The 14826-nt window shown below is 41.2% G+C and carries 14 protein-coding genes; 3 read left to right on the top strand and 11 right to left on the bottom strand.

The genetic code is table 11. The features are described 5' to 3' along the window. Positions 1-191: 191 nt before the first annotated feature. The 8 genes from V6C71_06275 to V6C71_06240 form a co-directional block, all read right to left on the bottom strand. Positions 192-779: a hypothetical protein gene (locus V6C71_06275; GenBank protein ID HEY9768102.1), complete on the bottom strand. Its 588-nt coding sequence runs from the start codon at positions 777-779 to the stop codon at positions 192-194. A gap of 411 nt (positions 780-1190) precedes the next feature. Beyond that, a complete protein-coding gene (locus V6C71_06270; GenBank protein ID HEY9768101.1) occupies positions 1191-2585 on the bottom strand; it encodes a glycoside hydrolase 100 family protein in 1395 nt (464 codons plus the stop codon). Positions 2586-2619: 34 nt separating this feature from the next. Next, on the bottom strand, positions 2620-2763 hold the full coding sequence (locus V6C71_06265) for a hypothetical protein (protein HEY9768100.1): 144 nt from the start codon (positions 2761-2763) through the stop codon (positions 2620-2622). 24 nt (positions 2764-2787) lie between these two features. Then, a complete protein-coding gene (locus V6C71_06260; protein ID HEY9768099.1) occupies positions 2788-4125 on the bottom strand; it encodes a ferric reductase-like transmembrane domain-containing protein in 1338 nt (445 codons plus the stop codon). A 99-nt stretch (positions 4126-4224) separates the two neighbouring features. Continuing rightward, a complete protein-coding gene (locus V6C71_06255) occupies positions 4225-5802 on the bottom strand; it encodes an ATP-binding protein (protein ID HEY9768098.1) in 1578 nt (525 codons plus the stop codon). Positions 5803-5991: 189 nt separating this feature from the next. Continuing rightward, complete coding sequence (locus V6C71_06250) at positions 5992-6630, bottom strand: class I SAM-dependent methyltransferase (GenBank protein HEY9768097.1); 639 nt, start codon at positions 6628-6630, stop codon at positions 5992-5994. A gap of 54 nt (positions 6631-6684) precedes the next feature. Further along, positions 6685-8022 (bottom strand): amino acid permease, encoded by a 1338-nt coding sequence (locus V6C71_06245; protein HEY9768096.1) that lies wholly within the window; start codon positions 8020-8022, stop codon positions 6685-6687. Continuing rightward, a complete protein-coding gene (locus V6C71_06240) occupies positions 8019-8198 on the bottom strand; it encodes a hypothetical protein (GenBank protein HEY9768095.1) in 180 nt (59 codons plus the stop codon). The genes V6C71_06245 and V6C71_06240 overlap by 4 nt, the downstream gene beginning before the upstream one ends. A 326-nt stretch (positions 8199-8524) precedes the next feature. On the opposite strand from V6C71_06240, the gene V6C71_06235 reads away from it, so the two are divergent. After that, complete coding sequence (locus tag V6C71_06235) at positions 8525-8758, top strand: hypothetical protein (protein ID HEY9768094.1); 234 nt, start codon at positions 8525-8527, stop codon at positions 8756-8758. Between the two features lie 471 nt (positions 8759-9229). Next, on the top strand, positions 9230-9430 hold the full coding sequence (locus V6C71_06230; GenBank protein ID HEY9768093.1) for a DUF2811 domain-containing protein: 201 nt from the start codon (positions 9230-9232) through the stop codon (positions 9428-9430). Positions 9431-9477: 47 nt separating this feature from the next. On the opposite strand, the gene V6C71_06225 is transcribed toward V6C71_06230, so the two are convergent. Beyond that, positions 9478-10371 carry a peptidoglycan recognition family protein gene (locus V6C71_06225; GenBank protein HEY9768092.1) on the bottom strand — a complete coding sequence of 298 codons (894 nt, stop codon included), beginning with the start codon at positions 10369-10371 and terminating at the stop codon, positions 9478-9480. A gap of 54 nt (positions 10372-10425) precedes the next feature. Between V6C71_06225 and V6C71_06220 the strand changes: the two genes are divergently transcribed. Next, on the top strand, positions 10426-11094 hold the full coding sequence (locus V6C71_06220; GenBank protein ID HEY9768091.1) for a haloacid dehalogenase type II: 669 nt from the start codon (positions 10426-10428) through the stop codon (positions 11092-11094). Between the two features lie 90 nt (positions 11095-11184). On the opposite strand, the gene V6C71_06215 is transcribed toward V6C71_06220, so the two are convergent. Continuing rightward, positions 11185-13773, bottom strand: coding sequence for a M1 family metallopeptidase (locus V6C71_06215; GenBank protein ID HEY9768090.1), 2589 nt, complete (start codon positions 13771-13773; stop codon positions 11185-11187). A 136-nt stretch (positions 13774-13909) separates the two neighbouring features. Further along, positions 13910-14818: an orotidine-5'-phosphate decarboxylase gene (pyrF, locus tag V6C71_06210; protein HEY9768089.1), complete on the bottom strand. Its 909-nt coding sequence runs from the start codon at positions 14816-14818 to the stop codon at positions 13910-13912. Positions 14819-14826: the final 8 nt, after the last annotated feature.

Below are 14826 nucleotides of genomic sequence, written 5' to 3'. Positions count from 1 at the left end.
AATAAGGGCAGGAATCTTATTCAGTATAAAAATACTATTTACTTAATAAATCTAGCAAAATGACATTGAAGCATCAACGGGATTAAATTTGCTCTCAAATTTACCAGACGAGTTTGAGAAAAAAGTTGAGTAGAACTTATTACTTAGACAAATCAATGTAGTCTAGCCAATCAAAAACGGTACTACCAAATTCATCGGTGATCGCGTTTTAAATCGTAGATAACTTTCTCTGCTAACCAGTTAGGAGAACGATCGGCGTGACTTAACATCGTTCCAGTTAATAATCGGTTTGCAGTTTCGCGATTGTGTACCAATTGCAATAATGTTTTACGTAGTTTTGGACTAAGGCGATCGAGTAATAAAGTATTAGTATTGCCGTAAGGCAAATTAGTTGAAGCAGGTTGATAAGCACGATATAAACGATAAGCAATAAATCCCGTACCAACACCTAAGCCAGTAAGACCAATAATTCGATTAAGGTCATCAGTTGGGCTATCACGAGCAGTATTTAACCAGGTGCGATCGCCAAGCCCTAAAGGATATGCGGAGCGGTATGCTTTAGCATTAGCGCCTGGAGGCGCGTCCGTGGGCTGCGCCCAATCGCCCAAATCAAAGCTTGCAGCCAAATTTGTTGTCTGCTCGTCAAGATTATAAGTTTCTGCTGTGTCAATTACAGATACTTTTTCTCGCTGGCTCGGAACAGCTTTGGTTGGTATAGCCATTAACCCCGTAGCAATAACAGCGGTTAAAAAAGCGGGAAAAGAAATAAATTTTTGCATAGTTTGAAAAGTTAAAGATTACTGCGGAAACAAATCTAAATATTGCCTCGATCTTCAGTAAATATTCTCTAGATCGACTTAATTTCTTGTGTGTTTGTTTTATATATTCATTTTGACAATTAAAAATGACAATTAGATGTCAAAAAAATGATGATTAGATGTCAACATCTCGATTGCGAGACAGTGCGATCTTGGCGGTTTACGTCGAGAAGCAACTGTCGAGGGTGGATATGCGCTGGGAACCCGCGCGATGCCGAGCGAGTCCTAAAGGATAAGCTTCGCAAATGCTAAAGCATACCGCTTCGCATATCCTTTAGGGCATCCCTCTCGGTCAAAAACAACCCCATTTTTGCTGAGGGTAATTTAATTTGTGTTTAATCTAGAGCTGATGATCTGCTGGCAATAATTTGCTTAATTCTGCTCAAAACCAATAAGACTCAAATAAGTAGGATTGGCAATTAACTGCCTCGATACCAGCAAACCCGCCAACGTCCAGGTTTGATATTTTCTTGCTTCTTTACCAATCAAGCGACCACATTTACCGTCATAGTATTCTGGCCATTCATCTTTAACTAAACGAGCTTGGGCTATTTCAATGGCAGAGTAAGCCAGTTCGATCCGTCCTGTTTTTTGTGCTGCTGCGACCAACAACCAGAGCAACATCGGCCAATTACCGCCATTATGATAAGACCAGGGAATATTCTTGGGATCTGCACCCGTAACCACTCGCCATTCTTCCCCTTCTACCGCAGGAAAACAGATTTTCATGGGCATATTACCAACTAAATCTTGCCAGCGTTGCTCGATTAAGTTCATAATGCTTTGGGATTCAGCTTCACTAGCTAAAGAAGTGATAATTGCTAGCAAATTACCCAAGACGAAAAATCGAAAATCCATGCGTCCTGGTCCGAGATTGCCTGCAAGATAACCTCCTGTGTCTGGTAGCCATTCAGTTAACCATTTCGGAATCGAACCAGAATAAATATTGAACCGATTGGCTACTTCTTTGCCAAACTCATCTTCTTGGAAGCGATAAATTTCATTTAAACGTTGAAGATCGAGCCAGTAATATTCCCGCACGTGGTAAGTAAGAATTTTTAGACGACGATTGACGTTATTCAAGCAAATTTGATTGCACTCATCGGGCAATAACAGTTCCTTGGCAGCTCGTAAAGCAGCGTAAAACAACACCTGAATTTCTAGTGGATGTTCGTAAACTCCCATCCGTCGGTCAATCATGAATGCCCCGTCAGGAACTAACATAGTCGGATACATGGCAAAGCGATGCACCAAACACATATCTAAGATTAATTTAATTCCCTCCTGAAATTTAGGTTGACGAGCCAAAGCCAAATCTCCAGTGGTTCTAACATAGGTTCGCAGCAGCAAGATCCACCACAGACAAGAATCTACAGGAGGCACTCTGGCGATCGCACTTTCGCCAAAATCGGCAGTTAAATATTCTTTGCCGTCTTGTAATTCGACTTTAAAACTCGCTGGCATCAATCCAGGACCAGGCTTAAAGGAGTCCATCTGGGGTTCGTGACTCTGGAGAGCTAATGTTTCGGTCAAAAAGTTGCGGACGATCTCTGTTTCTCCTGCCATCAAAAACGCCAATGCTGAAGGCACAAAATCACGGACAAAACACTGGTCGTAGTTAACTGCTTCCATTGATGAATCTTGAGCAGCTACCGTACCAATCGGACGACCTTGGTAATAGACAATTGAATTTTTAAGCTGTTGCCAAGCTTCGGCAAATAGATCGTTGTCAAATAAATGATTAACTGAATCGTGTTTAACTAGCATAATTTTTCTCTAACCCTGATTGAACCATTACTCATTACTCATTACTTCGGGCTTGGTAAAAGTTATTTGATACTTTGCTTTCTATTTCTGTAGAGGGAATTTCGCGGTTTTGCAGCCAGGCAAACAAAGCAGCCGTACCGACGAGAATCAAAGTAATAATTCCTACTACTTGAAGCATGATGCTATAGCGCATATTTTTTAGTTAAACGAGATTATAGTGTTCCATGTGAACGTTAGTAACGGGGACTTCTAAGTCATGTAAAGCAGCTTCTACTGCATCCATCATGACAGGAGCAGCACAGATAAAATAATGACGACTGCCTCGATGTCGGGGTATATATTTGGCTAACAGTTCGCGATCGACATAGCCTGTTTCTCCCTGCCAGTCTTCGGGTGGTTCTTTGATAACGTGAACAATAGTTAAGTCTAGCTGGGTTCTAAGTTCTTCTAGTTCTTCGCGAAAAGTTACATCTGACCAAGTTTTGCTGGCATAAATTAATAAAAAAGGTCGATCATCTTGACGTTCGGCAGCAGTAACCAGGATACTCATTATCGGCGTAACGCCAATCCCGCCAGCAATTAAAACAAATCCCGCCGAGTCCCCATAGCGATCGCTGGTAAATACGCCATAAGGGCCGTCGAGATAAGCTTTTGTCCCTGGCTTAACGTCTTTGATCTCGTTGGTGAAGTCGCCTAAAGCTTTGATACTAAACTCCAAACGGTCGAAATTAACTGCGCTAGAAGACATCGAAAAAGGATGTTCCCGCATCCGAAAAGGGGAGATATCTAAAGTAATCCAGGCAAATTGACCAGGTTGGAAGTGCATTCCTTCATGTCCTCGCGATCGCAATGCCAATGTCCAGACATTACCCCGTTGGGGAATGACTTCTTCCACTAAATAGGGCTTCTTGGTCATAAACCAAGGTTTGATCAGGCGGACATAAATCAACAGCCACAGAGCAAACAGAGCGATCGCACTCCAGAGAACGCTTTTCCAAAACAAACTTAGATAGTAACTTACTCCTAAAGCGTGAGCTAGTCCTAAAGCAACAATTGCCACCGCTAAAATCCCGTGCAGAATTCGCCAAGGTTCATAGGGGATTTTCAAAGGCTGGCGCCAGATCGAAGTAACCACCAAGAGAATTAATGCCGTAGTTGATGCCACAGCAAATCTCGCCCGCCAGGGAGCTTGGAGTATATTTAATAGTTGCAAAGTTTCTGGTTCGGTGACAAATAAAATCAGAGGATGAATCAGAATTAAACAAAACGCAACTATAGATGTATAGCGATGAAACTGAAGGATAATGTCTACCCCATAAGAAGCTTCAACATGATTAATCCTAGCCGTTAAGGCAAACTGAAGAGCCATCATCGCTAATCCGATAAAACCGAGAGCTACCGAAAACTCCGTCCAAAATCCTCTGCCTTCTGGAGGAGCATAAAACAAGAGTACCAGCAGCGGTAACAAAGTAATTAAAAGATAAACACCAATCCAGAAAGCTGCTACTGCTACTGGACTGGTCATCAAAATTCGTTTCATCTTAAACCTCTTTGCTATGTTCGGACGAGATTAGTTTTTCTAGTATTAGCTACAAATATGACCAGAAAGTGATGAATACAACGCAACTATGAGATTTTTTTAGAAGCGGGATAAAAAACACCGATGCTCGATTGTCAGTTGGTTAGTTTGCGAGTTGATAATTTCTGACTTAGAACAGACAATGGGTAGCAGAATCGTAAACGTAGCACCTTTTCCTTCACCAAGGCTATCTACAAAAATTTTACCGCCGTGTAGTTCTACTAAATTGTGAGTAATTGCCAATCCGAGTCCGAGTCCACCACGAACTTTAAACGTTTTATCGTTCTGTTGACGATAGCGTTCAAAGACGTAGGGCAGAAAATTTGGACAGATACCAATGCCAGTATCGCTAACTTGAATTTTAGCCTGAGTGGCGATCGCATCTAAAGTTACAGTGACTTTTCCTTTTGCTGGAGTAAACTTGACTGCATTAGTAAGTAAGTTCCAAAGTACTTGTCGCAAGCGATCGCGATCGCCTTTAATTAAACCGATATTGGAAGCAAGTTTAGATTCTAGCTGAATTTGTTTGGCGTTAGCTGTAGGAAGAACTGTATCGATAGCTGCCTCAATAACTGGTATTAGATTAAGAGCCTTTAGATCGAGACGAATTTGACCTCGGACAATTCGCGAGATATCTAACAAGTCTTCAATAAGACGCTCTTGTTCCCGAGCATTACGTTCGATGATTTCCAATGCTTTTTCCGTTTTTTCGGCATCGAGACGACCATCACGCAGCAGCTTTGACCAGCCAATGATGGCGTTAAGAGGCGATCTCAAGTCATGAGAGACAACGGCTAAAAAATCATCTTTTATGCTATTAGCAGCTTCGGCTAACTGTCGGGCTGACTGCTCTCGTTCGAGTAACTGTTCGCGCTCGTGTTCGATTTGCTTGCGATCGGTAATGTCTGTAAGCATGGCTAATATGCCGACGAATTTACCCTGTCGATTAAACCTGGGTTGTGTAGAGACAATTGCCCATAGTTGAGAACCATCTTTACGGCGATAACAAAAATCAAATTGCTCTATTATGCCCTGCTTGCGTCGCTCGATGGACTGTTCTGCTTCCACACGAAATTCTCGATCTACAAAATAAAACAGAGATCGATCTAGCATTTCCCCAACGCTATAGCCCAACATTTTAGCCAATTGCTCGTTCACATACTCGGTTCGGATTTGAGCGTCGAGCAACCAGATACCCTCATTAGCCGTATCTATCAAACGACGGTACTGTTCTTCACTTGCCTGTAATTTAGCTAAACTAATCTCAGCTCGCTTCTTGGCAGCTCTTAAAGAGGCATTTAAAGAACTAATCAAGAGTGCAACTAAACTAAAAACAAACAGTTGGAGAAGATCGGCACCATTAGCTTGTCCCAAAGCGTATAAAGGCGGGATTAAAAAAAAGTCGCTGGCTAAAACGGATAGCAAGGTAGCAAATAGTCCCGAACCAAGCCCGCCATACCAGGCACTGAACATAACTGCTGCAAAAAATAATGGCGAGATAGTTGGTGCAATTAAAGTTCTAAGCCATTGAGTAAGCAGTAGTGCCAAGCCAACAGACAAAGCTGCCGTAATGTAGTTAAACCATTGAGAATGTGTAGCTTTCAAATACAAACCGATCTTGTTCGATATCTTACTCATACTGATACTGTCTCACTTTCTTTCTCGAACAACAGATCTAGTCACGGTTTTTTACCTGGGAAATCTCCAACAAGTCTAAATGTCTTACTAAAAGACCAGTTAACTTAAAATAAAGGAGAAATGTGACGCAAAAATGACAATATTCTCACCGTTTGAAAGCGATCGCATCTTAGATAGCCTAGTTTGCTTCTAACTACTGATACTTTCGGGAATTTCTTCAGGAACAACCCAGTAATAAAGAGTATGTTGCCGAGTTCCACTTTGCACTTGAACAACTTGCTCTGGTTGCCACTCTCCCATATTAAAGTCATGGGAAACAATTCGCGTCCCTGGTTCGAGTTCTTGCAGTAGTTTAGAACGAAGTTCGAGGTTAACATCTGGTAGTAAATAAAGCGTGACTACAGTTGCCTCGCTTAGATCGGTCTGAAAAAGGTCTTGCTGCAAAAATTCTACGCGATCGGCAACATTTGCTGATTCAGCGTTAGCTCGACTTTGCTCTATTAGCTCTGGATTGAGTTCGACACCAGTGCCACGAGCGCCATATTTCTCGGCTGCGGTAATGGGAATTCGACCATCTCCACTACCTAGATCGTAAAGAATATCGTCGCCCGATACATTTGCTAATTCAAGCATTTGATTCACGACATTTTGAGGTGTAGGTACATAAGGTACACTAGGTGCTTCAGTTGCAGGTTGGGTTTGGACTGGAGTTGCTGGTTCAGTAGGAATTTCGCTAAAGTTTCGTTCTTGAGTAGCACATCCAACTATTACCAAACTACTAAGACTTAAACTGGTGAGCCAAAATTTGGCTTTTTTGGGTAATTTCATGATATTTCTGGTTGAGATAGATAATTTTTTTTTGACGTTTGAGTTCAAATGAGTTCAAGCTTTTGCCTGACGCGACCATAACAACAGTGGTACGCCAGCGATTAATATAGCTACGCCGACAAGTGCGCCAACGCCGGTATAGACAAGGCTCGAATACAGTAAGTAAACGCAAATTAAGCAAAAGACAATCGGTGTTAGAGGGTAAAAAGGGACTTTAAAGGGTCTGGGAACTTCTGGCTCTTTGAATCGCAACACAAATAAAGACAAACTCGTTAGGAGAAAAAAGAACCAAAATGCAGGGGCAGTGTAGTCTACCATTGTTTCAAAACCTCTTCGGGTCAGCGTTCCCAGCAAAACTAGAAACAGGGCGATCGCTGCCTGGACTAACAAAGCAGAAGTCGGTGTTTGGGTACGTCGATGCCAGTTTCCCAGCCAACTAAATAGAGAAAAATCTTTCCCTAGGGCATAGTTAGTTCTAGCACCAGTAAAAATCGTGGCATTGATTGCACCTAAAGTAGCCACAGCAATCAGTAAACTGATAAACCAGGCTCCAGGTGTTCCGAGCGCACGGCGCATTAGTTCTGCGGCTACTGCTTCTGAGGTTGCCATTGTTTCTAAGCCTAACCCTTGAAGGTATGCCAGATTAATTGCCAAGTAAATCGCTGTAATAATGCCGATGCTCCAAAGTAGCGATCGCACCATATTACGTCTGAGGTTGCGTAATTCAGCTGAGATATATACAGCTTCATTCCAGCCACCATAGGATAAAAGCACAAAAATCATTCCCATGCCTATATTTCCCGAAGCGGGTTCAATCGGCTCTACAGAAGCAGGAGGGTCAGCAACCACCAAACCAACAATGACAACTAACAACAAGCCGAGGACTTTTGCTGCGCTCAACCAATTTTGCGTCCACTTTCCTTGGCGAATACCAATAAGATTGAAAATGGTTAAAATTCCAATTGCCAGAGCAGCATAGATCGCAGCCGAATAGTCACCTAAATCTAATATTTGGGAAGCATAATCCCCAAACACGAAGGCTAAAAGGGCGATCGATCCAGTTTGAATCACGGTCATGCGCGCCCAAGCAAACAAAAAAGCAATCTGTTGACCGAAAGCGCGCTGAAGATAGTAGTAATTGCCTCCTGCATGAGGATAAGCTGTTGCTAGCTCCGCATAGCACAAAGCACCGACCAAAGACATTCCACCCCCCAACAACCAGACGAGCAGCACTACTGTTTCATTGCCAGCATTAGCAGCTATAAAGGCTGGTGTTTCAAAAATCCCCGCACCAATGACCGCTCCAATAATTAGAGCTACAGCATCAATGAAAGTTAGTGTCGGTTTTGGTTTGATAGGTACAGAAGTTGAGTTAACTAGATTAGATTTCACTTTGGCTCAGGCTCAATATCATTACCAACGATGCTGATAATTTCTCCCAAGATGCTCGTGCCTTCTGAGCGTTGCTGTAGCTCTTCAATTGAAGTCTGCGCTTTTGCTAAATCGGGAATTATTAATGTCGCTCCTGCTGCTAAGGCAGTCAAAGCAACCAACAATTGCAGTTTCATGATTACATTTTCTTAAAACTTTGCTGTTTATAGTGTTCAAAATAAGTGTGACCAAAAAATGACGGCAATTATCAATTAGCTAAAATCTACAGACTAAAACAATTAGTCAAGTATTAATATGGTTAATCTTGAAGAGTAATTAATAATATCTTTTGCACCAATCAAAAATACTGATTGAAATGTCAACAAGCAAAATATGTGCTTTCGAGAATTAAGGCTCTATTCGCATATTTATTTAGTTGAGACTTTTTTCTCTCCTTGGAAGGATTATTGTCATTAAAGCTTTTTAGGAATGTAAGGTAGAACGTTAACTTAAAAAAAAAGATATGACAGACCAACAATCCCAACAATTTATCAACTTTTCTGAAGCCAAGAAACTTTCTAGTTTTATCGAACGAGAAGCAGACAAATCAAGTCAAGCAGAACCAACGCAATCGGAACGAGAGTTAAACTACGAGCAAGAAGAGGCAGCCCATAAACTTGCCCATAAACTTGCCCATAAACAGAACATTATCGCTCATATTCCTGGTGGCAGCGCGATCGCCGATTTAGATAAGTAGAACTGTTTTGAATATTGACAAACTCGATCGCCGAATTCTCTATATAAATTAGCAATTGAGTAAAGCTAGGGAAAAATAATTTTAAATACAAATTGATTTTCTAACAATTTGAAATTGTAAATTTTAAATAGCTACAATAGCCCTTTTTTTTAGACAATTTAAACTTTTAACGAAACTAATTTTGTAGTTTTAAACACATTATATAATTTACTTATATATCTTTCTAAGATTTTGTAAGTTCAATATCCACAAGATTTTCCCCAGATAATCGCCAGTTTTCCACAGAAGCTAATTATTTACTCGTACTTTTGGCTTAAAAAATCGTGGTTACTCAGTAAAATGACTAGGTTCAAATCAACTATTTTGCCGTGAATATCCACAGTCAGAGATAGATATAAATTTTAAAACTTTGATGAGAAATAATCCTGATAGAGTTAATTAATCTATTTAATACTTATTACAAATATAAAAATGAATTCTCAAAAAACAACGGTAGAGCTGTATATAGAAATCAACGAAAATATTTATAACTGTATACAAGATTTTCTCAGTTCTAATCCTCAATGGGACAGAAAATTGCTGATTGAAGCCAGTATGTCGCTATTTTTTCAGCAGAATTATCAAAGTTGTTCCAAAACTTCTGTTCATTCTGTCTGCGTTGTTCCAGAATAATATCACAACTAAAGGAAAAAGCGATCGCCAGAATTAGTTGAAATAACTTATTGAGCAGATATTTTGTCTACATTAGGCTGGCGATAGGTATGTAAAATTGTCAAAAATTTGTCGAAATCGAAACTTCTCGGGTCAATTTTTTGAGCAGAACGGTCTACATTTTTATGAGTAGTAATGCGGTCATCTGGTATGTTGCTTAAAGCTAACAACCAAGCCAAAGACTTGTATTGACTTTCTGTATAACCGCTATGGTATTCCTGGTTATTACTTCCACGGCCGTCTGGTGGTGTCTCTAAAGATATATGGTAAGCAAAGTTATTGACCGATGGCGGTAAATTAGGATTAGTCTGGACGGTTTCAATACCGCTAGTACTTTCAAATACTGAATTACCTGCACCAAAAGCCCGTTTATCTGCTGGAAGAAGATAAATAATTGTTCCATCCAGGGAAATTAAAGCATGATAACTAACTTGATTGTTGTCATTGTCATGAGGTGTTTTAAAAGTATTAATCGCACTTCTAGCAGAGTTGACGGTTTCATGTAACACGACAATCGGTGGATTGTCTAAAGGGTTACCATCAACGTCAATACTATAGCGTTCTCCGTAGTTACTAGGATGAATATCCGTGCTTGTATATCTGGGTTTATATTGTTCAAAAGCAAGCGTGGTCTTATATGTAGCTGAATCTACTGAATTTGCCTTGGTTTTTGATATTGGAGGCAACTCAACTTGTTCTGTTGCTTGTTGTTCTGTTGCTTGTTGTTCTGTTGCTTTTTGCTCTGTTGCTTTTTGCTCTGTTGCTTTTTGCTCGATTGGTAAATTTGGTTGAGCTATTGGCGGAGTTGGAGCGTTATTTCTATAATTAAAACCAACGATAATACAGGCGATCGCTGTAACCAGAATAATAAGAAGTTTACTGTAACGAGAAATGATCGACATAGCTTTAATAATTAGCAATAGTATAATTATTGCTAATACACCTAAAAAGAAGAAATGTCGAACCAAAAAATTGTTGCTTTTGATATAATCGGCACTTGTTTTTCTTTAGAGAAACCTCGACAGCAATTACTCGCAATAGGTTTACCTGCTTACGCTTTAGAACTTTGGTTTGCTCAAGCATTAAGAGATGCCTTTGGGTTTTCTCATGCAGGTAAATATCGACCTCTCAAAGAAGTTTTACAAGCACAATTGCCACGAACTTTGCAACTGTTGGATATTGACCCAAGTTCGATCCAGTTGGAACAAATTATGGCGACTTTTAGCGAGTTAGAGTTGCATCACGGAGCAAAAAAAGCATTTCAAACTTTAACAGAAGCGGGCTGGACAATAGTTGCTCTGACTAACGGGAGTCAAGACTCTACCCACAAATTATTAGAACGTGCGGGAGTACAAAAGTATTTTACTGAAGTTTATTCGTGTGATGCAATCGCCGTTACCAAACCCCACCCAAATGTTTACAAGATGATTAAAACGGATAATTTAGCCGAGGTTTGGCTGGTTGCTGCTCACGCTTGGGATATTGCTGGAGCTAAAAGTATTGGTATGAAAACTGCTTTTGTCAGGCAGTTAGAGAAAGATTATTTAGAAGTGTATCCTCAGCCACAAATTATCGTCGAAAACCTATTAGAAGCTGCTTGTCAAATCATCAAGACTGAAAATTAGCGTCATTGCCATTAATTTTTGTAGCATTACCGTAACTAAAAAGCGATCGCTTGACTAATTGTGCGATCGCTGCTTAATCTAGCTGTTGATTTAAGATTGACTATCAGCTTGTGCTTCCAACTTAGCTAGACGACTAGTAAGATCCTGATTAGTCTGTTTAAGCCGATCGATTTCCTGACGCAATTCTTGAACAGCTTTGTCGGCGCCCAGATTTTTCTGCACCTTAGTTACGGCTTCTTCGGCACGACGACGTACCCTACCGTCAGGAGTCTGCGCGGCAAGTTCATCTAGAATATTAATTGCCTGGCTAGTCTGCATCTGTTCTAAAGCACCGACAACCGCCACCTGAGTTAAGAAAAAAGATTCTAGTGCGATCGCTTCTAACTGTTCTAAAATTTCACCTAATTTCTCAGGCGTTTGACCAGTAGATATTGTACCCAAACAGCGGATTGACGTCAGTCTTAAAGCTTGAGGCACGCCTGGCTTAGTGTATGCCAGAATAATATCCACCGCATCAGGAGAAGTTTTCATTTTACTCAATCCAGCGATCGCACCACCGCGAACAACTTCATTCCAACCAGCCCGTTGTTCTAAGATAGTTTTCAGTAAGGCGATCGCCTCGGGTTGTTTCTCCTTAAGATTACCCGATACCATGCCACCCAAACTACGAGCAGCAGCAGCTTCGGTATAATAGCTAAGATCTCCCTGTTGCAGGCAAAGCGCGATCGTGTCATAGCTAGCGGCAATTTTAAAGTTACTCAACGCATCGATAACTGCCCGACGCACCCTTGCATCTTCGTCTTTTAACCCAGCTTTTAAAGCTTCCATTGCTTGATTTAATTTAATATTGCCAAGTTTTTTAGCTACTTCGACCCTTACTCCCCAGAAAGGATCGTCAGCTAAAGATTTACCCAAGGCTGTGATTACTTCTAAGCCACCTTTTTTGGCTAATGCCCCCGCAGCATAAATTCGCGAGATCGGATCGGGGTCATATTTTAACTGTTTTTTTAGTTCGGCAACAGGATATTGCAGAGTGACAGTTTTGAGGAAATTGTTATCCACGTCAAAGCTAATAAAGTCAGCTTTTTTCTCTAGAGGAAAATAAAAGCTTTGTTCTGGCTGATGAATGCGTAGAGTAAAAGTTTTCCAGCTCAGATCGTCCGATTCTTCAGAGATATAGCCAAAAGCCACAGGAATTTTGAGATCGAATAACTCCTTGCTATCGCTATCTTTCGCCTGTTTCTGGGTAACGCTTAATTTAGCTAGCTTGCTGTCAACCTCCCAAGAATACGCCACCTTGTAATCGGGATGACCACCACGAAAGACATACTGATCGAACAAAAACATTAGGTTATAACCAGTTGCTTTATCGATCGCCCGCAATAGATCGACCGTTTCTACGGTATTGTGAGCATTATCCTGCACAAAAGTCTGAATTGCCTTGTCAAACAATTCATTCCCTAAAATGGCTCGAATCATGTGATAGACACAAGCACCCTTTTCATAAAGATGGCGATCGTAAAGTTCGATCGCTTCACGATAGATATTGGTAACTATCGGACGACGATAACGCGAACTATCTTCGGTAATATAGGTACGGGCTTCATTTAATAAGTAATAGGCTGCATCGTCCTTGCCATACTCCTCCTCTGTCCAGAAAACTTCAGCATAGGAAGCCATCCCCTCTTTGATCCAGGCGTGTGACCAGTGTTTGATTACTACCAAATCGCCAAACCACTGATGAGCTAATTCGTGCAGCACTAAACTTTCAGTACGCATATTATCAACTGCGGCTCGTTCATCCAACAAACAGCGATCGGTTAGCAGGGTAGTAGAAGTATTTTCCATTCCGCCGAAGATAAAATCATCCACACATACCTGCGCATATTTAGGATAAGGATAGTCATAGCCGTATTTAGTGGATAAAAATTCTACCATGCGGGGAGTCTTACCCATACTGCGCTTCGCATCTGCTTCTCGTCCTTTCTCGACGTAGTAAGTAATTGGTTTACCCTGCCACCGATCCGCAATTTCCGCAAAGTCCCCCACTGCCAAAGTCATTAGGTAAGTAGGATGTACCTGCTGTTGCGACCAATGATAGACAACGCCATTATTTACTGTTTCAGTATTAATCAACTCCCCGTTGGAAATTGCCTTAAATCCTGCTGGTACTTGTACTCGTATTTGAGAAGTAGCCAATTGACCAGGATAATCAAAGCAGGGAAACCAAAAGCGGGAATCTTCATCTTCGCCCTGTGTCCAAACCTGTGTCGGTTTATCAGGATAGTCTGCCGTCGGCTGGATAAAATAGAGTCCTCGTTGGGGATGGTCTACCGAATAGGCAATCTCCACTTTAATCGCTTCTGTAGAGCTTGGCTGCTGTAGATGAATTTCAATTTGTTCCCCATCATAGTCAAATTGTTGACTTACACCATCAACTAACACGGATTCAATAGTCAAATCTACCGCATCCATGGTTAATTGCTCGATACCAGGGCGTACGGGAGCGATCGTAGTAGTACAAGTTCCCTTAAAGCTTTGATTAGGGATATCTAAAATTAAATTGAGAAAAATATGCTCTACTTGTCCAGGACGGTCTGGGTTGTAGTGTGGTTTTGCCCCTGGAAGTTCAAAAGACTTGCGATCGCTTTCCTCGGCATCGAGATAAAAATGAGACATGGATTAGTTAAATAATTGCAATATACCGTTATTGATTAGGGTATCTAATTCAGCAAAATTTAACTTGGGTTTGTCTATTATTTAAAGCGATCGCCTTTAATCTACTCCTGGCTAATCAAGTTCTGATAATTAACTATTAATTCTTTAATATTTTCTTGACCTGAGCAATTAATTCTTTAGCAGCTTGTCTAATTGTCTCCTGATTTGAATCTACACTACCGTAAAGATGAGGATACATAATTGCTCTGGAACTACTGACTACTGCACCTAAACCGTCGGGATTGAAACAGGCTTTGATCCCTTCGTTACCGCCTCCCTGTGCGCCTACACCTGGAACGAGAAATAGACTATTAGGTAACTGTTTACGTAAACGTATGGCTGCTTCGGGATAGGTTGCGCCGACTACTGCACCAATACCGCTATAGCCAGATTCGCCAATACTTTTATCTGAAGCGGGTTTAATTAAATCGGCAATAATTTCGTATAGATAGCGATCGCCTATTTGTTGTTCTTGAACTATGGATGCCCCGGGGTTGGAGGTTTTAACACAGACAAAAACCCCTTTTCCCCATTGAGTTGCTGACTCGAAAAAAGGATCGAGGCAGTCTTTACCTAAATAGGGAACAATCGTAATGGCATCGGCTTCTAAAGGACGGATAGGTTCACGAGATAAATAGCTTTGGGCGTAGGCTGTGGCAGTAGAGGCGATATCTCCGCGTTTTACGTCTAAGACTACTAACAAACCGCGATCGCGTGCAGCCATAATTGTTTTTTCTAATGCCATAATCCCAGCTGAACCATATAACTCATAATAGGCACTCTGAGGCTTAACTGCGGGAACTAAATCGGCGATCGCATCTAACACCATCAGGTTATATTGATATATCGCTTCGGCGCAATCGGCTATACTGCTTTGTCGATCGAGTCCGTGTTTTTGTAACCAGCCATCGGGTATTCTCGACAAAGCGGGATCTAACCCGACTATGCAAGGAGTATTTTTGGCTTGGATTTGTTCGATCAGGCGATCGATAAACAGGTGCGCCATAGTTGCTT

The organism is Coleofasciculaceae cyanobacterium, assembly GCA_036703275.1.
GTDB lineage: Bacteria > Cyanobacteriota > Cyanobacteriia > Cyanobacteriales > Xenococcaceae > Waterburya.
Note: the sequence above shows the minus strand (reverse complement) of the source record. Positions and strands in the feature narration are given on the sequence as shown.

Coding starts and splice junctions, on each gene's coding strand:
- V6C71_06250 (HEY9768097.1), bottom strand. CDS start 6,630: ATGAAATTACCCAAAAAAGCCAAATTTTGGCTCACCAGTTTAAGTCTT.
- pyrF (HEY9768089.1), bottom strand. CDS start 14,818: ATGGCGCACCTGTTTATCGATCGCCTGATCGAACAAATCCAAGCCAAA.
- V6C71_06220 (HEY9768091.1), top strand. CDS start 10,426: ATGTCGAACCAAAAAATTGTTGCTTTTGATATAATCGGCACTTGTTTT.
- V6C71_06255 (HEY9768098.1), bottom strand. CDS start 5,802: ATGAGTAAGATATCGAACAAGATCGGTTTGTATTTGAAAGCTACACAT.
- V6C71_06260 (HEY9768099.1), bottom strand. CDS start 4,125: ATGAAACGAATTTTGATGACCAGTCCAGTAGCAGTAGCAGCTTTCTGG.
- V6C71_06265 (HEY9768100.1), bottom strand. CDS start 2,763: ATGCTTCAAGTAGTAGGAATTATTACTTTGATTCTCGTCGGTACGGCT.
- V6C71_06275 (HEY9768102.1), bottom strand. CDS start 779: ATGCAAAAATTTATTTCTTTTCCCGCTTTTTTAACCGCTGTTATTGCT.
- V6C71_06215 (HEY9768090.1), bottom strand. CDS start 13,773: ATGTCTCATTTTTATCTCGATGCCGAGGAAAGCGATCGCAAGTCTTTT.
- V6C71_06230 (HEY9768093.1), top strand. CDS start 9,230: ATGAATTCTCAAAAAACAACGGTAGAGCTGTATATAGAAATCAACGAA.
- V6C71_06270 (HEY9768101.1), bottom strand. CDS start 2,585: ATGCTAGTTAAACACGATTCAGTTAATCATTTATTTGACAACGATCTA.
- V6C71_06240 (HEY9768095.1), bottom strand. CDS start 8,198: ATGAAACTGCAATTGTTGGTTGCTTTGACTGCCTTAGCAGCAGGAGCG.
- V6C71_06225 (HEY9768092.1), bottom strand. CDS start 10,371: ATGTCGATCATTTCTCGTTACAGTAAACTTCTTATTATTCTGGTTACA.
- V6C71_06235 (HEY9768094.1), top strand. CDS start 8,525: ATGACAGACCAACAATCCCAACAATTTATCAACTTTTCTGAAGCCAAG.